This is a genomic window from Streptomyces sp. HUAS 31 (assembly GCF_028198125.1).
Classification (GTDB): domain Bacteria; phylum Actinomycetota; class Actinomycetes; order Streptomycetales; family Streptomycetaceae; genus Streptomyces; species Streptomyces chartreusis.
In genome coordinates this window covers 7037537-7059206 of the sequence record NZ_CP116353.1, presented here as the reverse complement: position 1 = coordinate 7059206, position 21670 = coordinate 7037537, and the positions used below count along the sequence as shown (strand labels likewise).

Below are 21670 nucleotides of genomic sequence, written 5' to 3'. Positions count from 1 at the left end.
ACAACACCGTGCCCGACAAAACCGGACCCGGGATACTTCAAATCGGCACCCCACGCGACAAGTTGCCTGTTCAGACGACCCGTAGCGAAACCGTTGCCGTTCTGTCGGAACGCACCCACAGCGACCGCATAGTGTGTGAGGCCGTCCCAACGCGCCGTGAAAGCACGCAGGACAGGCGAGCGATCAGCAAGGGATCGGCAAGCGATCGGCGAAAGCGTCACGGCTGCGGCACCACGAACCGTCACCTCAGGGGGAGACAGATCATGCGATCGATACGGCCGTCGTTCACCGCCCGTCGGGGGAGGAGTGCGCGCCGCAGAACCTCCCCGCTGCCCCTGGTCGCGCTCGCCGCGGCACTGACGCTCACCGTCACCGCATGCGAGTCGGGCGACGCCGACGCGAGTGGCGAGCCCAGTGCGTCCGCCGCGGCCGGTGGCGAGGGCAAGATCACGATCCCGGACGACATCAAGGACAAGCTCAAGGAACACGGGATCGATCTCGACAACTGGAAGGACGGGGCCTGGAAGAACTGGGACCGTGACGACTGGTTGCGCGAGGCCAAGGACTACATCAACCCGATCATCGAGGGCCTGTGGGACCCGGACCGTATGCGCGACGCCGAGGACCCGGACCGGGGCGTCGACGACACTGACCTCTCCGGTGACCAGGGCGTCACCGACCCGACGCCGCAGCCCGTGGACGCGCAAGCCGTGGCGCCCACGTACCACGCCAACGCCCCCGAGGCGGGCAAGGTGTTCTTCGACTCCCCCGAAGGCACGATGGTCTGCTCTGCGACGGTCGTACAGGACCCGGCCAACCCCGGTAAGTCCAACATGGTGTGGACGGCGGGCCACTGTGTGCACGCCGGAAAGAGCGGCGGCTGGTACCGCAACATCGCGTTCGTGCCGTCGTACAACGACAAGGCCATGGGTACGGCCGCGATGGAGAACGCCACGAAGGAGCAGGCGGCCCCGTTCGGCGTCTGGTGGGCGGACTGGGTGCAGACCTCGGACCAGTGGATCGCTGATGGCGGTCCGACGGGCGGGGACGGCGCGCCGTACGACTTCGCCGTGCTGCATGTGAAGCCGGAGGCGGGCGGCACCGGCAAGTCCCTGGAGGAGACGGTCGGTTCGGCCCTTCCCGTGAACTTCAACGCGCCGGCCGTCCCCGACGTGGACAGCATCAAAGCCGTCGGTTACCCGGCTGCCGCGCCGTACGACGGCCAGAAGCTGTACCAGTGCCAGGACCAGCCGGGCCGGCTGTCGCTGAGGGCGTCCGACCCGACCATGTACCGCATCGGCTGCACGATGACCGGCGGTTCGTCCGGTGGCGGTTGGATCGCGACGGGCTCGGACGGCAAGCCGGCGCTGGTGTCGAACACCTCGATCGGTCCGGTGGACGCGGGCTGGCTGGCGGGTCCGCGGCTGGGCAAGGAGGCCAAGGCCGTGTTCGACGGGGTGAGCGAGAAGTTCACCGGTCAGTGACGCGCGCCGAAGCGCGGGGTTGACGGCGGCGGTGGGACGGTGAAGGGATCCGTCACCGGGAGGGAGACCCATAGCAGGGGGAACCCTGTATCGGGGAGGAACCGTCACCAGGGTGAAACCTTCACCGCCTCACCGCCGTTCGCTCTCAACTCCACGGGCATAGTGGGATGTCGCGTCCGGGGGGCCGCGCAGAGATGGCAGTCGGCTCCTGAGCGGGGCGCACAAGCAACGGCCATCACGGCGCCCATTTCGCAGAACCATGCTTCAACGGGGGTTTACCGCACCATGCGTTCCACGCGTTCCGCTCCATCGTCCGCAGTTCCACATCGCAGGCGGCGTTCCGTTCTCGCCGCCACCGGCCTCGTCGCAGCGCTGGCGCTGACCGCGACCGCCTGTGGCGGCTCGGCCGACGACCCGGCGAGCGACAAGGCCGACGCCGCCGCCTCCCAGGCCGCAGGGGCCGGTGACTCCGGCAACACCGGCGACGGCATCCAGATCCCGTCCGAGATCGCGGACAAGCTCAAGGAGCACGGGATCGACGTCGACCAGTGGAAGGACGGCGCCTGGAAGGACTGGGACCAGGACAAGTGGCTCAGCGAGGCCGAGGACTTCGTCAACCCGGTCATCGAGGGTCTGTGGAAGCCTGAGCGGATGCAGTCCGCGAAGGAGGCCAACAAGACGGTCACCACGCAGGACGCCTCCGCCGACCAGGGCGTGAGCGATCCGGAGCCGGCGCCCGTCCAGGCCACGGCCGAGAAGACGCCGTACCACGACAACGCGGCGCCCGTCGGCAAGGTCTTCTTCGACACCCCCGACGGCCCGGCCGTCTGTTCCGGCACGGTCGTCAAGGACGTCAACCACCCCGGCAAGTCCAACCTCGTCTGGACGGCGGGCCACTGTGTGCACGCAGGCCAGGGCGGCGGCTGGTACCGCAACATCGCCTTCGTCCCGGCATACAACGACCTCGGCAAGTCCGAGGCGGAGCTGGGCAATGCCACGCCCACGGAGATCGCCCCCTACGGCAACTGGTGGGCCGACTGGGTCTCGACGTCCAACGAGTGGATCCAGGGCGGCTCGGAGACAGGCGGCGCGGGCGCCACGTACGACTACGCGGTACTGCATGTGCAGCCGGAGTCCGGCGCGAAGTCCCTGGAGGAGACCACCGGCGCTCTGGACGTCGACTTCACCGCCCCGTCCGCGACGGAGGTCGACACGATGGGCGCCTGGGGTTACCCGGCGGCACCGCCGTTCAACGGCCTGAAGATGTTCAAGTGCGTCGACCGTCCGGGCCGTCTCTCGCTGAGCCCGGCGCTGCCGACGATGTACCGCATCGGCTGCACGATGACCGGCGGCTCGTCGGGCGGCGGCTGGTTCCGGGTCGTCAACGGCGACACCAAGCTGGTGTCGAACACCTCGATCGGTCCGGAGGACAACACCTGGCTCGCCGGCCCGCAGCTCGGCAGGGGGGCCGAGACGCTGTACCAGAACATGAGCAGGACGTACGGCGGCCGGTGATCCACAAACAGCACTGAGCACAAACAGCACTGAGCACAAGCAGCACTGAGGACAGGCAGCACTGAGGACAGGCAGCACCGAGGACAGGCAGAAGGCCCGCTCCCCTGCGACAGGGGAGCGGGCCTTCGTCACTTCTGACCGTCGCAGTCGGCTCAGGCCGTCGGCGTCGGGACGTACGGCGCGAGATCCGCCGCCAGCTCCTCGTGCACCCGTGCCTTGAGCAGCGTGCCCTCCGGGGTGTGCTCCTCGGAGATCACCTCGCCCTCGGTGTGGGCGCGGGCGACCAGCTTGCCGAGGGTGTACGGCACCAGGGCCTCGATCTCGACGGACGGCCGCGGCAGCTCGTTGTCGATCAGGGCGAGCAGTTCGTCGATGCCCTGGCCGGTGCGCGCCGAGACCGCGATGGAGCGGGTCTCGATCCGCATCAGCCGCTGCAGCGTCAGCGGGTCGGCCGCGTCCGCCTTGTTGATCACGACGATCTCCGGTACGTCGATCGCGCCGACGTCCCTGATCACCTCGCGCACGGCGGCCAGCTGCTCCTCCGGGTTCGGGTGCGAGCCGTCCACCACGTGCAGGATCAGGTCGGACTCGCCGACCTCCTCCATGGTGGAGCGGAACGCCTCGACCAGGTGGTGCGGCAGGTGCCGTACAAAGCCGACGGTGTCGGCCAGCGTGTACAGACGACCACTCGGGGTCTCGGCCCGGCGCACGGTCGGGTCCAGGGTCGCGAACAGGGCGTTCTCGACCAGCACGCCGGCGCCGGTGAGGCGGTTGAGCAGGGACGACTTGCCGGCGTTGGTGTAACCCGCGATGGCGACCGAGGGCACCCTGTGGCGCTTGCGCTCCTGGCGCTTGATCTCGCGGCCGGTCTTCATGTCCGCGATCTCCCGGCGCATCTTCGCCATCTTCTCGCGGATCCGTCGCCGGTCCGTCTCGATCTTGGTCTCACCGGGACCACGGGTGGCGAGGCCGCCGCCCTTGCCGCCGCCCATCTGCCGGGACAGCGACTGACCCCAGCCGCGGAGCCTCGGCAGCATGTACTGCATCTGCGCGAGCGCGACCTGCGCCTTGCCCTCTCGGGATTTGGCGTGCTGGGCGAAGATGTCGAGGATCAGGGCCGTACGGTCGATGACCTTGACCTTGACGACGTCCTCGAGGGCGATGAGCTGGCCCGGGCTGAGCTCGCCGTCACAGATGACGGTGTCGGCGCCGGACTCGACGACGATGTCGCGCAGCTCGATGGCCTTGCCCGAACCGATGAAGGTGGCCGCGTCGGGCTTGTCGCGGCGCTGGATCACGCCGTCGAGCACGAGCGCGCCCGCGGTCTCCGCGAGGGCTGCGAGCTCCGTCAGTGAGTTCTCCGCGTCCTGCGCGGTCCCCGAGGTCCAGACACCGACGAGCACGACCCGCTCCAGTCGGAGCTGGCGGTACTCGACCTCGGTGACGTCCTCGAGCTCGGTGGAGAGGCCCGCCACACGGCGCAGAGCCGCACGCTCGGAGCGGTCGAACTGATCGCCGTCCCGCTCTCCGTCGATCTCGTGGCTCCAGGCGACGTCCTCTTCCATCAGGGCATCGGCCCGGCGGCCGTCGGCATAGGTCTGCACGAAACGCTGTGTGTCCTGGGAAAAGGAAGAAGAGGAGGTCATTGGGTCCTTACGTCGATCGGGAATCCGGTTACGGCGACGGTGGCAGCGGCGCAGCGGAACGAATCCGTGGCATCCGGAACCTGTTCCGTCACTGCTCACAACGCACGAGCACCCCAGGAGATTCCCGCGGGCCGTGCCGCGCCGACCCGATGATGGTCGCACGGCACGGCCCGTCTCGTCACCGCCTTATTTCCGGACCGGTCCTACTTCCCGGTCGCCCTGCCGACGGCCTTGCCGGCGGACTTGCCACCGCTCTTGCCGGCGGACTTGCCCCCGGTCTTCCCGGCCGCCTTGTGCGCCTTCTTGACCGTCTTCGCCGGGTCCACGGACTTCCACTCCGGCTCACCGGGCATCGGCGGGGTCTTCGCGCCGTACAGCCACGCGTTCATGAACCCGTCGAGCCGGCGCCCGGAGACCTCCTCCGCGAGGGCGACGAAGTCCGCGGTCGAGGCGGATGCGTCGCGGTAGCGGCTCACCCAGAGGCGCTCCAGCTTCTGGAAGGCCGGTGCGCCGATCTCCTGGCGCAGGGCGTACAGCACCAGGGCCGCGCCGTCGTAGACGTTGGGCCGGAAGATCCCGTTCTTCTTGCCGGGCGCGGGTGCCTTCGGCGCCGCGGGCGGTCCGCCGGCGGCGCGCCAGCGGTCGGACGCGGCGTACGCGGCCTTCATCCGCGTCTCGAACGGGCGGTCCGCCTTCTCCGCCGCGTACAGGGCCTCGTACCAGGTGGCGTGCCCCTCGCTGAGCCACAGGTCGGACCAGGTCCGCGGACTGACGCTGTCGCCGAACCACTGGTGCGCCAGCTCATGCACCATGATCGACTCGACGTACCACTGCGGGAACGCGGACTGCGTGAAGAGCTCCCGCTCGAAGAGGGACAGGGTCTGCGTCTCCAGCTCGAAGCCCGTGGTGGCGTGGGCCATGAGCAGGCCGTACGTCTCGAACGGGTACCGCCCGACCTTCTTCTCCATCCAGGCGATGTGGCCGGGGGTCTTCTTCAGCCAGGGCTCGAGGCGCTCGCGGTCCGCGGTGGCCACGACGTCCCGTACGGGCAGGCCGTGCGGTCCCTCGCGGTGAACGACCTTGGAGCGGCCGATGGAGACCTGCGCGAGCTCGGTGGCCATGGGATGCCGGGTCCGGTACGTCCAGGTCGTCGAGCCGCCCGCGCGGTCCACGTCGGTCGGCAGGCCGTTGGCGACGGCGGTGTAGCCGTTGGGCGCCGTGACGCGGATGGTGAAGAGGGCCTTGTCGGAGGGGTGGTCGTTGCACGGGAACACCACGTGCGCGGCGTCGGCCTGGTTGGCCATGGCCAGCCCGTCCGCGGTCCGTACCCAGCCGCCCTCGCGCTCCTTGCCGTAGACGGGGTCGCTGGTGTGCCGCACGGTGATCCGCATCCAGCTGCCGTCGGGCAGCGGCTGCCCGGGCGTGACCACGAGGTCCTCACCGGCGCTGCGGAACGACGCGGGCTCCCCGTCGACCTCGACGGAGTCGACCTTGCCGTGAGCGAAGTCCAGATTGACCTGCTCCAGGTCCTCGGTCGTCCAGGCGTCGATGGTGGTGACGGCCTGGAGGGGCTTGTCGTTGGTGCCGGGGTAGGTGAAGGACAGGTCGTACGACGCCACGTCGTAGCCGGGGTTGCCCAGATGCGGGTAGAGGCGGTCGCCGACGCCCAGGGGCGTGGCGGGTGCACTGGCGGCGAGCAGGCAGAGGGAGACAGTGCCGACGAGCATCGCGGGCACCTTGAGACGCCGGCGTGGACGGGCAGCGCGCTGAGCCTTGTTGCGGGGGTTGAGCAGCATGGACCAGGGCTATCAGCGCACAAGCGGAGGACGTCGACGGCGCGCGACCGCCACACTCGAACGGGTCGGTCAGGCGGGTGCACGCCCAAAGGCGCACATCGATCCGCCGCCCGCCTTCACACCCCCTGTGTCTGCGGCTGGGCCCTGCTGACGTCGTACACGCCGCCCACGTTGCGCATGGCCCGCATGAGGCCCGGAAGCAGTGCGGCGTCCGGCAGTTGGACCGTGTAGGTGTGACGCACCCGCTGCTGCGAGGGAGGCTCGACCGTCGCCGAGACGATTTCCGCGCCCTCCTGGGCCATCGCTTCGGTGAGGTCGGCCAGGAGATGCGGGCGGACGAACGATTCGGCGACCAGGGTGACCCGGCACTCGGCGGTTTCTCCCCAGCGCACGTCGATCTCCGCGCGCCCCGTGCCCTTCATGCGCGCCACCGCGGCGCACTCGACGCGATGCACCGTCACCGCTCCCCCGCGCACGGAGAACGCGGTGATCTCGTCGGGCGGTACGGGCGTACAGCAGCCGGCGAGGCGCACGCTCGCGCCGGGCCGGTCGACCAGGACGTTGGCGGCGGAGCGGCCGACCGGGCGCACGACCGTGCCCTCCCCGGCGGACGCCGCGCTCGCGGACCCGTCCGACTCGCCCCGGAAGGCCACCTCGGCGTCCTTGGGCTCCGCGGCCGCGTGCGTCGGATGCGCGGCCAGCCACCGCTGGATGGCGATCCGCGCGGCGGGCGTGTGCGCGTGCTCCAGCCACTCCCTGGAGGGCTCCGAGGCCGGATCCTGCCCCATGAGCAGCTGAACGGTGTCGCCGTCGCGCAGCACGGTGCTGAGGGTCGCCAGGCGCCCGTTGACCCGGGCGCCGATGCACGCGTGCGCGTCCTCGCCGTACTGGGCGTACGCGGCGTCCACGCAGGTCGCGCCCTCGGGCAGTCCGAGGGCGCCGCCGTCGGGCCGGAAGACGGTGATCTCGCGGTCCTGGGCGAGGTCCTCGCGCAGCGTGGACCAGAAGGTGTCCGGGTCCGGCGCCGCCTCCTGCCAGTCGAGGAGCCGGGACAGCCAGCCGGGCCGTGTCGGGTCGGCGCGCTCACCGTCACCGGCGACGGCCTGCTCCTCCGCGGAGAGCGCGTAGGGGTTGCCGAGCGCGACGACACCGGCCTCGGCGACCTTGTGCATCTGGTGGGTGCGGATGAGGACTTCGGTGACCTGACCGTCCTCGCGGGCCACGGCGGTGTGCAGCGACTGGTACAGGTTGAACTTGGGGACCGCGATGAAGTCCTTGAACTCCGAGACGACGGGCGTCAGACAGGTGTGCAGTTCGCCCAGGACCCCGTAACAGTCGGCGTCCTCCCCCACCAGCACCAGCAGCCGCCCGAAGTCGGCCCCGCGCAGCCGCCCGCGCTTGCGGGACACGCGGTGCACGGAGACGAAGTGCCTTGGCCGGATGAGGACTTCCGCCTGGATGTCGGCCTCGCGCAGGACGGCCCGCATCCGCTCGGCCATCTCCGCGAGCGGATCGTCCTTGCGGGAGGCGTTCTCGACGATCAGCTCCCTGGTGTGCTCGTACTCCTCGGGATGCAGGATCGCGAAGACGAGGTCTTCCAGTTCCGTCTTGAGCGCCTGGACGCCGAGCCGTTCGGCGAGCGGGATGAGCACGTCACGGGTGACCTTTGCGATGCGCGCCTGTTTCTCGGGGCGCATCACGCCGAGGGTGCGCATGTTGTGCAGCCGGTCGGCGAGTTTGATCGACATCACGCGGACGTCGTTGCCGGTGGCGACGAGCATCTTGCGGAAGGTCTCGGGCTCGGCGGCGGCGCCGTAGTCGACCTTCTCCAGCTTGGTGACCCCGTCGACGAGGAAGCGCACCTCCGCGCCGAACTCCTGGCCGACCTGATCGAGGGTCACATCGGTGTCCTCGACGGTGTCGTGCAGCAGAGAGGCCGTCAAGGTGGTGGTCTCGGCGCCGAGTTCGGCGAGGATCAGGGTCACCGCGAGAGGGTGCGTGATGTACGGCTCGCCGCTCTTGCGCATCTGGCCGCGGTGCGAGGACTCGGCCAGCACATAGGCGCGGCGCAGCGGTTCGAGGTCCGCGTCGGCGTGGTGCGCCCGGTGGGCGTCGACGACATGGCCGATCGCGTCGGGCAGCCGGTCGCGTGAGGCGGGGCCGAGCAGCGCCGCCCGGCCGAGGCGGCGCAGGTCGAGGCGGGCGCGGGCCTTCCTGCGTGGCACGGCAGGCGGGACAGGGCCTGCTACCGGGCCTGGCGTCGCGGAATTCGTTGCCTCCGCACTCATGGGCACCTCCGGCTGCGTTAACCGGCGGACGGGGTACCCCATGGCGGACACGGCTCAGGGGATGGCGGCTTGTCCCCCGTCCGGGCCGGTGCTTGATGCTACCGAGCCCACCACGTGCGACTGACCGCCTCTCGCCGAGCGTGAAACGGATCACCCATTCGAGCGAGGGTTTGCAGGTTTACGATTTTGCGCCACGCGACCAGCCGGAGTTCGCGTTTTCCAATCCTTTCGGGGCGTCAGAACCGCTACTCCCAAACCACAGGCGCCCCACGGCCCGGCATCCCAGACCCCGAGCACTCAGCGAACGGCGGTTTCCAGCCAGTCCGCATCGAGCTCGCCCTCGGCCACGATCACCGCGGGACCGGTCATCTCGATCTCGCCGTCGGGCCGCTCGGTGATCACCAGGGTGCCGCCGGGCACGTCGACGGTGTACGTCGCGGGGGCGCCGGTCACCGCCGGGTCGGTGCCGTCCCGGCGCGCGGTGGCCACGGCGACGGCGCACGCGCCCGTGCCGCACGACCGGGTCTCACCGGAGCCGCGCTCGTGCACGCGCAGGGCGACATGCCGGGGTCCGCGGTCGACGACGAACTCGACGTTGACGCCGTCCGGGTAGGCCGAGGCCGGGCTGAACGGCGGCGGGGAGTACAGGTCGCCGGCGTGCGCGAGGTCGTCCACGAAGGCGACCGCGTGCGGGTTGCCCATGTTCACGTTGCGCGCGGGCCAGGTCCGCTCGCCGACGCTCACCGTCACGTGCCCTTCGGGGAGCCGGGCCTTGCCCATACCGACGGTGACGTCGCCGTCCTTGGCGATGTGCACGGTCTTCACGCCGCCGCGCGTGGCGATCGCGAGGTCACCCTCGGTGGTGTGACCGGCGTGCTGGAGGTAGCGGGCGAAGACGCGCACGCCGTTGCCGCACATCTCCGCGATCGAGCCGTCGCCGTTGCGGTAGTCCATGAACCACTCGGCCTCGGCCGCCATGTCCTTGGCCTCGGGGTGCGCCGCGGACCGCACGACGTGCAGGAGTCCGTCACCGCCGATGCCGGCGCGGCGGTCGCACAGCGCGGCGACGGCGGCCGGCGACAGGTCGATGACGTTGTCCGGGTCCGGGACGATCACGAAGTCGTTCTCGGTGCCGTGACCCTTGAGGAAGGCGATCGGCGTGCGCGTGCTCATGCACCGATCGTAAGTGAAGCGAGTTTGCCGCGGGCCGGTGGCGGCCGGTCGGCGCTCACACTGCGGAGCCGCACAGCCCCACGCCTCTGTCAGGAGCGCCTCAGCGGAGCCTTGCGACGCGCCACACGGCGAGGACGACGACCGCGGCGACGACCAGGACGTACGCCAGCACCACGCGCCAGTCGGGCCTGCGCGCGGAGCCGCGCTGCGGCAGCCCTGGCCAGGTGTAGCCGACCCGGCGGGCGGCCATCATGCCCCAGCCGGCCGCGCAGGAGCAGATCAGTAGCCCCAGCATGGCGATCACGGCGCCGCTGTCGCCGAAGTCGAAGGCCAGCGGGAAGGCGAACATCAGGGAGCCGACCGCGGCGAGGCCCACGATGGGCGCGAGCTGCCAGATGCGCAGTCGGCGCTGCGGGCGCAGCTCGACCTCGACCTCGGGCCCGCTGGCGTACATCTCCTCGGGCTCGGGACCGTCGTCGGTGACGCCGCCCTCGGTCTCGTCGGGCCCGTCCGGGCTCAGGCGGTCGCCGTCCGGTTCCCGCTCACCCGTGTCAGTGGTGACGTTCTCGGTGCTTTGTGCGGTGTCGCGAGGGCCGGCCTCCATCGCCACGCGCCCTCCCAACTCGGACTCCACTTGGTCGATCGAAGCTCGATGATGGCATGGCGCCGGAGGCCGGGACGGCGGCCGGAGCGTCCCGATGCCATCACGTGATCAGGCTGTAACCGGTCGTTCGACCAACGCCAGTGCGAGATGCGGAAGTTCTGTGAGATCTGCCGCAGCCCCACTGAGCCAGTGCACCCGCGGGTCGCGCCTGAACCATGAATCCTGACGGCGCGCGAAGCGCTTGGTGGCCCGGACGGTCTCGGCCCGCGCCGCTTCGAGGGTGCAGTCACCGGCGAACGCGGCGAGCACCTGCTGGTAGCCGAGCGCGCGCGAGGCAGTACGCCCCTCTCGCAACCCTTGCGCCTCCAGTGCGCGCACTTCCTCCACGAGTCCGGCGTCCCACATCCGGTCGACCCGTCGCGCGATGCGCTCGTCCAGCTCGGGGCGGGCCACGTCGACGCCGATCTGGACGGTGTCGTAGACCGAGTCGTGGCCGGGGAGGTTGGCGGTGAAGGGCTGGCCGGTGATCTCGATCACTTCGAGGGCACGGACGATACGGCGGCCGTTGCTGGGCAGGATCGCGTGCGCCGCCTCGGGGTCGGCGGCGGCCAGCCGGGCGTGCAGCGCCCCTGAGCCGCGCAGCGCGAGCTCCGCCTCCAGGCGGGCCCTGACCTCGGGGTCGGTGCCGGGGAACTCCAGGTTGTCGACGGCCCCGCGGACGTACAGCCCCGAGCCGCCGACCAGGATCGGCCAGCGCCCTTCGGCGAGCAGGGCGTCGATCCGCTCCCGGGCGAGGCGCTGGTACTCGGCGACGGACGCCGTGACGGTGACATCCCAGATGTCCAGGAGGTGGTGCGGGACTCCCGCGCGTTCCTCGGGCGTCAGTTTGGCGGTGCCGATGTCCATCCCTCGGTATAGCTGCATGGAGTCGGCGTTGACGACTTCGCCGCCGAGTTGCCGGGCCAGGAAAACGCCCAGATCGGACTTTCCGGCTGCGGTGGGGCCGACTACGGCGATGACGCGCGGGGCGGGGGGTGCACTGCTCACCGCCCCAGTCTCGCAAACCTCACGGGGTGGCCTCGAACGAGTTACGTGACGGCACACGCGCGGGGTCGTTGCGTGTTGCGAGGTTGCCGCCGCCGGTTTCACGGAGGCGGCCACCCGGGGGCGCGATGTGACGCACCGGGCGACGCGGGATTTCGCCCGCACGAGTAACGTATGGAGTGGATATGGGCGTTTTCGCACGACTTTTCCGGCGGTCGAAGGCCACGGAAGAGGCGTCAACCGTCGAGGTTCAGGCCGACACACCAACGGCGGAGGAGACGGCAGAGGCGAAGGGGTCGGTCGAGGCCCAGGCCGAGGAAGCGGCTCCGACCACGTCGGAGGCCGTCGCGTCGGACGGTGACGACGGGGTCGAGATCCCCAAGCAGCAGTCCGCCGACGAGGCCGCCGACAGCGAGGCCGGTGAGGGCGCCCGCACGTAACTGCCCCGCGCGGGAAGGTGAACGATGGGTCTGATGGACAATTTGAAAGCCAAACTCGCCCCGGCCAAGGACAAGGTCTCCGACTTCGCGCAGCGGCACGAGGAGCAGGTCCACCACGGTCTCGACCGGGCCGCCAGGGCCGTCGACGAGCGGACCAAGGGCAAGTACAGCGAGAAGATCCACACGGGCACGGGCAAGGCCAAGGGCGCCATGGGCCGGATGGCGCACCACAAGGGCGACGACCCGGCGGCCGGTGGCGGCACGCCGCCGCAGGATTCACCCCCGCCGACCACCTGAAACGGCACATCGACGGACGGCCGAGGAGCTTCACGGCTCCCGGCCGTCCGCCGTTCGTGTCCCGGAGTCGCTCCGCGTCTGCGTTGCCAGTCGCTCCGCGTCTGCGTTGCCTTGGCCGCCCCGCGCCTACGACCAGGTCGCGACCAGGTACCCGACGCCGTACGGCGCGTCCTCGTACAGCAGAGCCCCGGACAGTCCCGCTTCCTCGGCGGCGCCCGCGAGGACCTGCCAGGGAGCCCGTCCGGAGACCTTCAGTTCGTGTGCGAGCTCGGTGTCCAGCGTCTTGAGCGCGGCCAGGTCCACCTTGCCCAGCGCACGCGCGACGGACGCGTCGAAAGGTGCCGCCCGCTCATCGAGGTAGCCGGGAGCCTTGAGCGTGCGGCAGGCGCTGGCGTCGCCCATCACCAGCAGCGCCACCCGCTCGGCCCGGACGGCGACGTCCCTTCCGATTTCAATACACCGCTCGGGCGTCAGAGGTTCCCCCACCACGAGTCCCTCGATCGGGGCACCCGCCCAAGCGGTCCGCTCCAGCAGCCACGCGGCGACGGCCAGCGACGTCGGGAGCCGGCGTTGCGACGGCTCGGGGTCGTCGGCCTCGGGCCGCCCCAGCGTTACGTCGATGTCCACGCCGAAGCCGCGGAAGGTGCCCCGCGTCCCCCCGGCGTACCCGCCGTGCTCGCTCTCGTCGCCGGGTCCCACGACCACGAGCCGGTCCGGCCGGGCCGCGGCCAGCAGCCCCAGCGCGTCCGTGCAGGCGGCACGCGCGGAGTCCAGCTCGGGTGCGGCACCGGCGGCGACGCCGGGCACCAGGAGCGGTGGGCAGGGGCACACTGCGACGGCGACGAGCATGATCGGGAGCCTACTCCCAGGTCTTGGGCTCCGAGTCGATGCTCCACACCCGCTCGGCCAGCTGGAACAGGACACGATGGGTGGTCATCATGCCCTCGACGACCGCGTAGTACGCGTCCCCGTCACCGACCCGGAACACCTCGCGGTGCTTCTGCCGCAGCCCACTGCGGTGCTTGTAGGTGCAGGCGATCTCGTAGAGGCGGGCGCGGGCCTGTTCCAGGGTGCCCTCGAAGCGGGCGGCCTCATCGCACTGGTACTGATCGCCGTAACCGGACTGCACCACCACGGCCCACTGCGCCATGTCCCGCCCCCTTTTCCCGACCACCCCTGGTCGAGTCGTGTGTTCTCAGTGTGCCGCGCAGCCGCCCGTCGCCGCCGGCAGCGGCTCAGGAACGCCGATCTTCGGGAGGCCGAGCAGGACACCGGCCGGCTTGGCGGCCTCGGCGGTGTTCCGCTTCTCCCAGGCGTCACCCGCGCGCGTGCGGCGCACGTCGAGGACGGCGCCCTCGGCGAGGAGGTGGTGCGGGGCGGCGTAGGTGATCTCGACCGTGACGACGTCGCCGGGACGGACCTCCTGGTCGGGCTTGGTGAAGTGGACCAGGCGGTTGTCGGGGGCGCGGCCGGACAGACGGTGCGTGGCGCCGTCCTTGCGGCCCTCGCCCTCGGCGACCATCAGCTCCATGGTGCGGCCGACCTGCGCCTTGTTCTCGTCCCAGGAGATCTGCTCCTGGAGGGCGACGAGACGCTCGTAGCGTGCCTGGACGACCTGCTTGGGGATCTGGCCGTCCATGGTCGCGGCCGGGGTGCCGGGGCGCTTGGAGTACTGGAAGGTGAAGGCCTGCGCGAAGCGGGCCTCGCGCACGACGTCCAGCGTCTGCTCGAAGTCCTCCTCGGTCTCGCCCGGGAAGCCGACGATGATGTCGGTGGTGATCGCCGCGTGCGGGATGGCCGCGCGGACCTTCTCGATGATCCCCAGGTAGCGATCCTGGCGGTAGGAGCGGCGCATCGCCTTCAGGACGGTGTCCGAGCCGGACTGGAGCGGCATGTGCAGCTGCGGCATGACGTTCGGCGTCTCGGCCATGGCGGCGATGACGTCGTCGGTGAAGTCGCGCGGGTGCGGCGAGGTGAAGCGGACGCGCTCCAGGCCGTCGATCTTCCCGCAGGCCCGCAGCAGCTTGCTGAACGCCTCGCGGTCGCCGATGTCGGAGCCGTAGGCGTTGACGTTCTGGCCGAGCAGCGTGATCTCGCTGACGCCCTCGGCGACCAGGGCCTCGATCTCCGCGAGGATGTCGCCGGTGCGGCGGTCCTTCTCCTTGCCGCGCAGGGCCGGAACGATGCAGAAGGTGCAGGTGTTGTTGCAGCCGACGGAGATCGACACCCAGGCCGCGTAGGCGCTCTCGCGCCGGGTCGGCAGCGTGGAGGGGAACGCCTCCAGCGACTCGGCGATCTCGACCTGCGCCTCCTCGGCCACCCGGGCGCGCTCCAGCAGGACCGGCAGCTTGCCGATGTTGTGCGTGCCGAAGACGACGTCCACCCAGGGCGCCCTCTTCACGATGGTGTCGCGGTCCTTCTGCGCGAGACAGCCGCCGACCGCGATCTGCATCCCGGGCCGGCTCGCCTTCTTCGGGGCGAGGTGGCCGAGGTTGCCGTACAGCTTGTTGTCGGCGTTCTCGCGGACCGCGCAGGTGTTGAAGACGACGACGTCGGCGTCGCCGTCGGAGCCCTCGGGCGCGCGCACGTAACCGGCGTCCTCGAGCAGGCCGGACAACCGCTCGGAATCGTGGACGTTCATCTGACACCCGTAGGTGCGAACCTCATAGGTGAGATTTCCGCGGGGTTCCACTGCCGGGCTCCGGTCACTGCTGCTGGTCATGCGTTCAAGGGTAGGCGGTCGGCGGAGGCGCCTTGCCCCGAACTCCGGTTCGACGCCGAGGACCGTGTGATCACTGCCGAGCGGTCCCGGCCTCGCCGTCCTGCATGCGCTGCACGACCTCCCCGAGACCGTCGGCGACGGTGGCGAGCTGCCGGGGCGTCAGGACGTCGATGAGCAGCTTGCGCACGAGGGCGACATGGCCCGGCGCGGCCCGCTCCAGCATCCTGCGGCCGGCGTCGGCGAGGACGGCGTAGACCGCGCGCACGTCGCTCGGGCAGGAGCGCCGGGTGACCAGGCCGGCCTTCTCGAGCTGCGTGATCTGGTAGGTCAGGCCGCTCTTGGTGTTGAGGAGCGCGTCGGCGAGGCCGCTCATGCGCATCTCGCGGTTCTCGGCGGCGGCGAGGCGCACCAGGATCTCGTACTGAAGGTGTGTGATCCCGACGTCGTCCTTGAGCTGCTGGTCCAGCCGGCGATTGACGAGCGACCCCGCGGCCACGAAGGCCTGCCAGGCGCGCATCTCTTCCTCGTTCAACCACTGGGGTTCGGCCATGCGTCCACGTTAGCGCGATGGTTCAAATTCGAACCGCGGGCCGGGTACGGCCGCCGGATGTGACCGGTGCAACACCGAACAGGTTGCTCAAAATTTGAAACTTCACGCTAGGGTCGAGGCATCGAGGTTCAAATTTGAACCTGCCGACCCTCGAAGGAGCACCCATGGACGCCGCCCCCGCAGCAGGTCACCCCCGCTCCTCCGCCCCCTCCCCAGCGGCCTCGATACGCACCCGCGTGACCATCCCGCTCCGCTTCCCCGACGGCTACGAGGTCACCGCCGACGCGGTCACCTTCCACGGCCTGGTGGACGGCGAGGAGCATGTGGCGCTGGTCCTGGGCGACCCCACGGCCGCGCCCGCACCGCTGGTGCGGCTGCACTCGGAGTGCCTGACCGGGGACGTGTTCGGCTCGGCCCGCTGCGACTGCGGTCCGCAGCTGCGCGAGGCCGTGGAGCGAATCGCGGCCACCGGCGGCGTCCTGCTCTACCTCCGCCAGGAGGGCCGCGGCATCGGCCTCTACAACAAGCTCGACGCGTACGCCCTCCAGGACGCCGGTCTGGACACCTACGACGCCAACACCGCGCTGGGCCTGCCCGAGGACGGCCGCGACTACACCGCCGCCGCCCAGATGCTCACCGCCCTGGGCATCGGCGAGCTCGACCTGCTCACGAACAACCCCGACAAGGCGGGCCAGTTGCGCGACCTGGGCGTCCCCGTGCGCTTCGTACGGCCGACCGGCGTCTTCGCCACCGACAGCAACGTCCGCTATCTGCACGCGAAGGCCGAGCGGACTCACCACACCATCGCCCTGCCCGAGCAGGCCGGCCCCGGCACGGTTGCCACGCTGGCCGGCTGACCGTCCCCGCCCGACAGGCACGGACCCGTCGACCCCGGAGCATTCCCATGCCCTCTTCCCTCGCCCGCGTCGCCACCGACGCCGCCCCGCGCTACGCCAAGCAGCTCGCCTCCCACTTCGGCCGGAAGATCCCGGCCGAGGAGACGCCGGACGGCGGCCACCGCCTCACGTTCCAGAACACCGACGTCGCCCTCGAACCCCGGCCCGAGCACCTGCTGATCCGCGTCACCGCGCCCGACGCATCCGCGCTGGCCACGATCCGGGACGTCGTGGGCAGCCACCTCGAACGCTTCGGGCGGCGCAACGAACTGATCGTCGTCTGGGACGAGCCCACCGCCCAGGAGAACCCCGCACAGGACTGACGCGCCCTCCCGGCGTCCGAGAGAAAGGCACCGTCATGAAGGCCGTCACGATCACCGGCTTCGGGGCCGAGCCGCTCCTCACCGATCTGCCCGTGCCGGAACCGGGCCCGGGCGAGCTGCTGGTCCGGCTGCACGCCGCCGCGCTCAACCCCTTCGACTGGAAGGTCGCCGACGGAGCCCTCAAGGGCCTGGTCGACCACGGCTTCCCGCTGGTCATGGGCTCGGACGGCGCGGGCGTGGTCGAGCGCATCGGCTCCGGCGTCATCCACTTCCGGCCCGGCGACACCGTCTACGGCCAGTTCATGAACCTCGCGCACGGGCGCGGCTCCTACGCGGAGTACGTGATCGCCGCCGAGAACGGCACCCTCGCCCGGATGCCCGACGACCTGCCGTTCCCGGTCGCGGCGGCCCTGCCCACCGCCAGCGTGACCGCGTACCAGGCCATCGAGGCGGCCCGCCTCGACGCCGGGCAGGTGATCCTGATCAACGGCGCGTCCGGCGGAGTGGGCCAGTCCGCGATCCAGTTCGCCGCGCTCCAGGGGGCCACGGTGCTGGCCACCGCCACGGGCGACATCGCCCGTCACCTCCGCGATCTCGGCGCCGACGAGACCGTCGACTTCACGGCCGCGCCCACCGCCGAGCAGGTCCTGGCCGCCCATCCCGACGGCATCGACGCGGTCCTCGACCTGGTCACCGCACCCGGCGGTGACGTCGACGCCCTGGCGGGGCTGCTCAAGCCCGGCGGCACCTTCGTGAGCACCAACCGGGCCGCCGACCCCGACGCCCTGGCCGCCCGCGAGGTGCACGGCGTCAACCTCGTCAACGATCCGAGCCGCAAGGAGCTGGAGTCCCTCGCCGCGCTCGCCGACGCGGGCAAGCTCCGCATCACGATCGACGCCGAGGTGCCCCTGGCCGACGCCCCCGCGGCCGTGATCCGCGCCCGCGCGGGTGGCTCGCGCGGCAAGACGGTGATCCTGCTCTGACGGCACCGGCAGGCATGCAGGCCCTCACGCCCCGTCGGCCGCCCACCCCTGGCTGCGCAGCACGCCCGACACGTCCGGTGCCTCGTAGTGCTCGCCCTTGAGGACCTTGCCGTCGGCCCGGCGGGCGACCTGGCCGTCGGGGCCCAGCTTGGTCATGTTGGAGCGGTGGATCTCGGCCAGGACGGCGTCGAGGTCGATGCCGTGGACCAGGGCCGTGCCGTACGCGACATAGACGACGTCCGCCAGCTCGTGCGCGAGCCTGTCCAGCGGGCCGGTCACCGACACCTCGGCGACCTCCGCGGCCTCCTCCGCGAGCAGTTCCCCTCTGTGGGCGGCGAGGTCCCGGGACACCTCCGTCGGCGTACTGCGCGCGGCCAGCCCGAAGGCGAGGTGGAATTCACGGACCAGGTCGGCAGGAGAGGAACTCATGCGGCGACTGTAGCGACCGGCCAGGACAGCCCCGGTCACGGTCCCGATCATGGAGGCGGCTCGCCCCTGTGACCTCGGCCCTGGTCAGCACGGCGTACCGGCTGGCAGGATCGCGACCATGTCCAAGGCACTCGACCGCATCAGCAGGAGCCGGGCCGCGCAGGCCGCGGTCGCCGGGGTCGTGGCCCTTGGGCTGCTGCTGTGGTGGCTGCTGCCCCTGGGCGAGGACCCGCCGAGCGGGACGATCACGTTCAGCACCGGCACGCGCGCGGGGGTCTACCAGGAGTACGGCGAGCTCCTGCGCAACGAGCTCGCCAAGGACATGCCGCAGCTGAAGGTGAAGCTGCTGACGAGCGCCGGCTCGCAGGAGAACGTCGAGCGCGTGGCGACCGGCAAGGCCGACTTCACGATCGCCGCCGCCGACGCGGTGGACACGTACAAGATGAGCGGCAAGCCCGTCACCGACCGGCTGCGCGGGGTCGCACGCCTGTACGACGACTACGTACAGCTCGTCGTCCCGCCGGACTCGGACATCCGCTCCGTCGCCGACCTCAAGGGCAAGCGGGTGGCCATAGGGCTGCCCAACTCCGGCGTACGGCTGATCGCCACCCGGGTGCTGGAGGCCGCCGGCATCGACCCGGAGAATGACATCACGCCCCGGTCGGACGGCATCGACACCGGGCCAAAGCGGCTGGGGCACGAGCTCGACGCCTTCTTCTGGTCGGGCGGCGTGCCGACGGACGGGCTGGAGAAGATCGCCGAGTCGTCCGCGTTCCGGTTCGTGCCGATCGACGCCGACCTGGTCGCCAAGGTGCACGCGCAGGGCGACACGGCGCACTTCTACCGGGCGACCAACATGCCGGAGTCGGCGTACCCCACCGTGCAGAACGGCGACACGGTGGCGACGATCGCCGTCTCCAATCTGCTGATCACCCGCAAGGACATGGACCCCCGCCTCACCGAGTGGCTCACCCGTACGGTGATCAAGAGCCGCGACGGCATCGGCGCCCACGTCCACTCCGCCCAGCTCGTCGACCTGCGCACGGCGATCTACACCGACCCACTGGCACTGCACGACGGGGCTCAGCGGTACTACCGCTCGGTCAAGCCGTAGCTGACGTAGAAGCGCAGCTCAGGCGGACGGTCCCGACCTCGGCACCGTCACCGTCACCCGCAGCCCCCGCGGCTCGTGATGGCCGTACGAGATGGTGCCGCCGCCCGCGGAGAGCAGTGCCCGGGAGATCGACAGGCCGAGGCCCGAGCCCTTGATGTTCTGGTGGCGGCCGCTGCGCCAGAAGCGGTCGCCGATGCGGGCGATCTCCTCGTCGGTGAGGCCGGGGCCGTTGTCGGCCACCTCGATCGTCGACATGGCGCCGACGGAGGTGACGGTCACCTCGACGCTCTCGTCCTCCGGCGTGAACTTCACCGCGTTGTCGATCACCGCGTCCAGCGCGCTGGACAGTGCGACCGGGTCGGCCCAGGCCGTCGTGGGCGGGCAGCTCCCGACCAGCCGGACCCCCTTGGCCTCGGCGGTCGGCGCCCATGCCGCGACGCGCTCGGCGGCCAGCGCGCCGACGTCGGTCAGCCGCAGGTCGGCTGCGGTGTGCTCGGCCAGGGCGAGGTCGAGCAGATCGTCCAGGACCTGCGCGAGGCGCTTGCCCTCGGCCTGCACCGAGGCGATCTCCTCATTGCCCTCGGGCAGTTCGAAGGCGAGCAGCTCGATGCGCAGCAGCAGCGCCGCGAGCGGGTTGCGCAGCTGGTGCGAGGCGTCGGCGACGAAGGCGCGCTGCTGCTCAAGCACGTCCTCGACGTTGTCCGCCATCTCGTTGAACGACCGGGCCAGCCGCCTCAGTTCCGGCGGACCGCTGGCCACCGCGACCCGTGACTTCAGCCGGCCGCTGGCGATCTCGTGCGTGGTCACGTCCAGCACGCGCACCGGCCTGAGCACCCAGCCCGTCAGCCGCAGGGCGGCGCCGACGGCCACCAGCATCGCGGCAGTGAGACCGCCGGCGATGATCAGCCAGCCGTTCAGGATCCGCGAGCGCATCTCGCCGGTGGGCGAGTCGGTGACGACGACCGCGACGACGTCGCCGTCCCGGATCACCGGCGAGGCGACCACGAGACGCCCGCGCTGCCAGGGCCAGACCTGCTTGGGGTCGTGGCTGCGGCGGCTGAGCAGGGACTCCTCGAAGGCGTCGCGCACCTCGCCGGTCTCGGGCAGGAACCAGGTCGTCGGTCCGTTGGCGAGCGGCGTGTCGTTCGGCAGGAAGACGCCGGCCCGGATGCCGTAGACGTCGTAGTAGCTCTCCAGCTCCCGGCTCAGGATGCGCAGGTCGTCGCGGGAGCCGGAGGTGACGTCCGCGGCGGGCCGCGCGATGGCCGCGAAGTAGGCGGTGTCGTCGATCCGGTCGACGACCACGTTCTGCTGCTGTGCCGAGGCAAGGCTGATGCCCAGCGGCACGCCGAGCGCGAGCAGCACGGCCGCCATCAGAACGATGAGCAGCGGAAGGAGTCGAGTGCGCACCGTGCCCGCTACGAGGCCGGGGCGACGAGCCGATAGCCGACTCCGCGTACGGTCTCGATCAGTGCCGGCATGCGCAGCTTGGCGCGCAGGGACGCCACATGCACCTCAAGAGTGCGCCCGGTCCCCTCCCAACTCGTGCGCCACACCTCACTGATGATCTGTTCCCGGCGGAAGACCACCCCGGGGCGCTGGGCCAGCAGGGCGAGCAGATCGAACTCCTTGCGGGTCAGCTGGACGACCGAGCCGTCGACGCTGACCTGCCGGGTGGGCAGCTCGATGTGCACGGCGCCCAGGCGCAGCACGCCTTCGCCGCCCGGCCCGGTGTCCTCGGGCGCGGTGCGCCGGCTGACGGCGTGGATCCGGGCGAGCAGCTCCCCCGTGTCGTACGGCTTCACCACGTAGTCGTCGGCCCCGAGGTTGAGGCCGTGAATGCGGGAGCGGACGTCGGAGCGCGCGGTGACCATGATCACCGGCGTGCTGGTGCGCTTGCGGATCTTGCCGCAGACCTCGTATCCGTCCTGGTCGGGCAGGCCGAGGTCGAGGAGGACGACACCGAAGCCGTTCCCCTCGGGGACGAGCGCCTGAAGGGCCTCCTCGCCGCTGCGCGCGTGCGTGACGTCGAAGCCGTGCCGTGCCAGCACCGCGGACAACGCGGCAGCGACATGGTTGTCGTCCTCGACGAGGAGGAGTCTCATCCCGGCCTCCCTCAGTTCACCGGCCGTACGATTCGGATAGATACACAGTGTGTGCGCACGCGCGCGTGCACCATGAGAGTCACGCTGATGGACGATGACGCCGTCAAGAGGGTTCCGGTTGCGGGCGGCTTCCGTTATCCAGCCGGTACGCGCGCAGGTGGCAAGTGCTACGACATGTGTCCGATTGCTATCGGATCGTGATGCTCAGATTCCCCTCAGAACTAATGACGCAGGTCGGCAACGGTTATTACTGTCCTCCGA

General features: G+C 70.7%; 21 protein-coding genes. 8 read left to right on the top strand and 13 right to left on the bottom strand.

Annotation, left to right across the window (positions count from 1 at the left end):
- Positions 1–263: 263 nt before the first annotated feature.
- Positions 264–1484 (top strand): trypsin-like serine peptidase, encoded by a 1221-nt coding sequence (locus PGH47_RS31505; protein ID WP_271666182.1) that lies wholly within the window; start codon positions 264–266, stop codon positions 1482–1484.
- A gap of 285 nt (positions 1485–1769) precedes the next feature.
- Positions 1770–2999: a trypsin-like serine peptidase gene (locus tag PGH47_RS31500; RefSeq protein ID WP_271666181.1), complete on the top strand. Its 1230-nt coding sequence runs from the start codon at positions 1770–1772 to the stop codon at positions 2997–2999.
- 152 nt (positions 3000–3151) lie between these two features.
- On the opposite strand, the gene hflX is transcribed toward PGH47_RS31500, so the two are convergent.
- The 6 genes from hflX to miaA all read right to left on the bottom strand — a co-directional run bounded on the left by hflX (position 3152) and on the right by miaA (position 11553).
- The gene (gene hflX, locus PGH47_RS31495; protein WP_271666180.1) at positions 3152–4645 is read right to left on the bottom strand and encodes a GTPase HflX; all 1494 of its coding nucleotides are present in this window, start codon (positions 4643–4645) and stop codon (positions 3152–3154) included.
- A 203-nt stretch (positions 4646–4848) separates the two neighbouring features.
- Positions 4849–6441 carry a M1 family metallopeptidase gene (locus PGH47_RS31490; protein ID WP_376059089.1) on the bottom strand — a complete coding sequence of 531 codons (1593 nt, stop codon included), beginning with the start codon at positions 6439–6441 and terminating at the stop codon, positions 4849–4851.
- Positions 6442–6557: 116 nt separating this feature from the next.
- Positions 6558–8729 (bottom strand): RelA/SpoT family protein, encoded by a 2172-nt coding sequence (locus PGH47_RS31485; RefSeq protein WP_271666178.1) that lies wholly within the window; start codon positions 8727–8729, stop codon positions 6558–6560.
- A gap of 297 nt (positions 8730–9026) precedes the next feature.
- Positions 9027–9902, bottom strand: a complete 876-nt coding sequence (dapF, locus tag PGH47_RS31480; protein WP_271666177.1) for a diaminopimelate epimerase — start codon at positions 9900–9902, stop codon at positions 9027–9029.
- Positions 9903–10002: 100 nt separating this feature from the next.
- A complete protein-coding gene (locus PGH47_RS31475; RefSeq protein WP_030950452.1) occupies positions 10003–10506 on the bottom strand; it encodes a hypothetical protein in 504 nt (167 codons plus the stop codon).
- A 108-nt stretch (positions 10507–10614) separates the two neighbouring features.
- Positions 10615–11553 carry a tRNA (adenosine(37)-N6)-dimethylallyltransferase MiaA gene (gene miaA, locus PGH47_RS31470; RefSeq protein ID WP_271666176.1) on the bottom strand — a complete coding sequence of 313 codons (939 nt, stop codon included), beginning with the start codon at positions 11551–11553 and terminating at the stop codon, positions 10615–10617.
- A gap of 182 nt (positions 11554–11735) precedes the next feature.
- On the opposite strand from miaA, the gene PGH47_RS31465 reads away from it, so the two are divergent.
- Together PGH47_RS31465 and PGH47_RS31460 are read left to right on the top strand one after the other, a co-directional pair.
- Complete coding sequence (locus PGH47_RS31465; RefSeq protein ID WP_271666175.1) at positions 11736–11990, top strand: hypothetical protein; 255 nt, start codon at positions 11736–11738, stop codon at positions 11988–11990.
- 24 nt (positions 11991–12014) lie between these two features.
- The gene (locus tag PGH47_RS31460; RefSeq protein WP_271666174.1) at positions 12015–12287 is read left to right on the top strand and encodes an antitoxin; all 273 of its coding nucleotides are present in this window, start codon (positions 12015–12017) and stop codon (positions 12285–12287) included.
- A 126-nt stretch (positions 12288–12413) separates the two neighbouring features.
- Here the strand turns inward: PGH47_RS31460 and PGH47_RS31455 are convergent, their stop codons facing one another.
- The 4 genes from PGH47_RS31455 to PGH47_RS31440 all read right to left on the bottom strand — a co-directional run bounded on the left by PGH47_RS31455 (position 12414) and on the right by PGH47_RS31440 (position 15559).
- Positions 12414–13136, bottom strand: coding sequence for a class III extradiol dioxygenase subunit B-like domain-containing protein (locus PGH47_RS31455; RefSeq protein WP_271666173.1), 723 nt, complete (start codon positions 13134–13136; stop codon positions 12414–12416).
- Positions 13137–13146: 10 nt separating this feature from the next.
- Positions 13147–13437 (bottom strand): hypothetical protein, encoded by a 291-nt coding sequence (locus PGH47_RS31450; protein WP_271666172.1) that lies wholly within the window; start codon positions 13435–13437, stop codon positions 13147–13149.
- Positions 13438–13482: 45 nt separating this feature from the next.
- A complete protein-coding gene (miaB, locus tag PGH47_RS31445) occupies positions 13483–15009 on the bottom strand; it encodes a tRNA (N6-isopentenyl adenosine(37)-C2)-methylthiotransferase MiaB (protein ID WP_271666171.1) in 1527 nt (508 codons plus the stop codon).
- 70 nt (positions 15010–15079) lie between these two features.
- Positions 15080–15559 carry a MarR family winged helix-turn-helix transcriptional regulator gene (locus PGH47_RS31440; protein WP_271666170.1) on the bottom strand — a complete coding sequence of 160 codons (480 nt, stop codon included), beginning with the start codon at positions 15557–15559 and terminating at the stop codon, positions 15080–15082.
- 164 nt (positions 15560–15723) lie between these two features.
- Between PGH47_RS31440 and PGH47_RS31435 the strand changes: the two genes are divergently transcribed.
- The 3 genes from PGH47_RS31435 to PGH47_RS31425 are packed head-to-tail and all read left to right on the top strand — an operon-like array spanning position 15724 to position 17761.
- On the top strand, positions 15724–16416 hold the full coding sequence (locus PGH47_RS31435) for a GTP cyclohydrolase II (RefSeq protein WP_271666169.1): 693 nt from the start codon (positions 15724–15726) through the stop codon (positions 16414–16416).
- A gap of 47 nt (positions 16417–16463) precedes the next feature.
- Positions 16464–16778 (top strand): DUF2218 domain-containing protein, encoded by a 315-nt coding sequence (locus tag PGH47_RS31430; protein WP_271666168.1) that lies wholly within the window; start codon positions 16464–16466, stop codon positions 16776–16778.
- Between the two features lie 35 nt (positions 16779–16813).
- Complete coding sequence (locus PGH47_RS31425) at positions 16814–17761, top strand: NADP-dependent oxidoreductase (RefSeq protein WP_271666167.1); 948 nt, start codon at positions 16814–16816, stop codon at positions 17759–17761.
- A gap of 24 nt (positions 17762–17785) precedes the next feature.
- On the opposite strand, the gene PGH47_RS31420 is transcribed toward PGH47_RS31425, so the two are convergent.
- Positions 17786–18190 carry a MazG nucleotide pyrophosphohydrolase domain-containing protein gene (locus tag PGH47_RS31420; RefSeq protein WP_126899963.1) on the bottom strand — a complete coding sequence of 135 codons (405 nt, stop codon included), beginning with the start codon at positions 18188–18190 and terminating at the stop codon, positions 17786–17788.
- 118 nt (positions 18191–18308) lie between these two features.
- On the opposite strand from PGH47_RS31420, the gene PGH47_RS31415 reads away from it, so the two are divergent.
- Positions 18309–19304, top strand: a complete 996-nt coding sequence (locus PGH47_RS31415) for a TAXI family TRAP transporter solute-binding subunit (protein WP_271666166.1) — start codon at positions 18309–18311, stop codon at positions 19302–19304.
- A gap of 18 nt (positions 19305–19322) precedes the next feature.
- On the opposite strand, the gene PGH47_RS31410 is transcribed toward PGH47_RS31415, so the two are convergent.
- On the bottom strand, positions 19323–20714 hold the full coding sequence (locus PGH47_RS31410; RefSeq protein ID WP_271666165.1) for a sensor histidine kinase: 1392 nt from the start codon (positions 20712–20714) through the stop codon (positions 19323–19325).
- Positions 20715–20722: 8 nt separating this feature from the next.
- Positions 20723–21409 (bottom strand): response regulator transcription factor, encoded by a 687-nt coding sequence (locus PGH47_RS31405; RefSeq protein WP_107907445.1) that lies wholly within the window; start codon positions 21407–21409, stop codon positions 20723–20725.
- Between the last annotated feature and the right edge of the window lie 261 nt (positions 21410–21670).

Bases quoted from the DNA above. Each gene is read 5' to 3' on its own strand.
- PGH47_RS31505 (WP_271666182.1), top strand. From the start codon at position 264: ATGCGATCGATACGGCCGTCGTTCACCGCCCGTCGGGGGAGGAGTGCG.
- PGH47_RS31500 (WP_271666181.1), top strand. From the start codon at position 1,770: ATGCGTTCCACGCGTTCCGCTCCATCGTCCGCAGTTCCACATCGCAGG.
- hflX (WP_271666180.1), bottom strand. From the start codon at position 4,645: ATGACCTCCTCTTCTTCCTTTTCCCAGGACACACAGCGTTTCGTGCAG.
- PGH47_RS31490 (WP_376059089.1), bottom strand. From the start codon at position 6,441: ATGCTGCTCAACCCCCGCAACAAGGCTCAGCGCGCTGCCCGTCCACGC.
- PGH47_RS31485 (WP_271666178.1), bottom strand. From the start codon at position 8,729: ATGAGTGCGGAGGCAACGAATTCCGCGACGCCAGGCCCGGTAGCAGGC.
- dapF (WP_271666177.1), bottom strand. From the start codon at position 9,902: ATGAGCACGCGCACGCCGATCGCCTTCCTCAAGGGTCACGGCACCGAG.
- PGH47_RS31475 (WP_030950452.1), bottom strand. From the start codon at position 10,506: ATGGAGGCCGGCCCTCGCGACACCGCACAAAGCACCGAGAACGTCACC.
- PGH47_RS31465 (WP_271666175.1), top strand. From the start codon at position 11,736: ATGGGCGTTTTCGCACGACTTTTCCGGCGGTCGAAGGCCACGGAAGAG.
- PGH47_RS31460 (WP_271666174.1), top strand. From the start codon at position 12,015: ATGGGTCTGATGGACAATTTGAAAGCCAAACTCGCCCCGGCCAAGGAC.
- PGH47_RS31455 (WP_271666173.1), bottom strand. From the start codon at position 13,136: ATGCTCGTCGCCGTCGCAGTGTGCCCCTGCCCACCGCTCCTGGTGCCC.
- PGH47_RS31450 (WP_271666172.1), bottom strand. From the start codon at position 13,437: ATGGCGCAGTGGGCCGTGGTGGTGCAGTCCGGTTACGGCGATCAGTAC.
- miaB (WP_271666171.1), bottom strand. From the start codon at position 15,009: ATGACCAGCAGCAGTGACCGGAGCCCGGCAGTGGAACCCCGCGGAAAT.
- PGH47_RS31440 (WP_271666170.1), bottom strand. From the start codon at position 15,559: ATGGCCGAACCCCAGTGGTTGAACGAGGAAGAGATGCGCGCCTGGCAG.
- PGH47_RS31435 (WP_271666169.1), top strand. From the start codon at position 15,724: ATGGACGCCGCCCCCGCAGCAGGTCACCCCCGCTCCTCCGCCCCCTCC.
- PGH47_RS31430 (WP_271666168.1), top strand. From the start codon at position 16,464: ATGCCCTCTTCCCTCGCCCGCGTCGCCACCGACGCCGCCCCGCGCTAC.
- PGH47_RS31425 (WP_271666167.1), top strand. From the start codon at position 16,814: ATGAAGGCCGTCACGATCACCGGCTTCGGGGCCGAGCCGCTCCTCACC.
- PGH47_RS31420 (WP_126899963.1), bottom strand. From the start codon at position 18,190: ATGAGTTCCTCTCCTGCCGACCTGGTCCGTGAATTCCACCTCGCCTTC.
- PGH47_RS31415 (WP_271666166.1), top strand. From the start codon at position 18,309: ATGTCCAAGGCACTCGACCGCATCAGCAGGAGCCGGGCCGCGCAGGCC.
- PGH47_RS31405 (WP_107907445.1), bottom strand. From the start codon at position 21,409: ATGAGACTCCTCCTCGTCGAGGACGACAACCATGTCGCTGCCGCGTTG.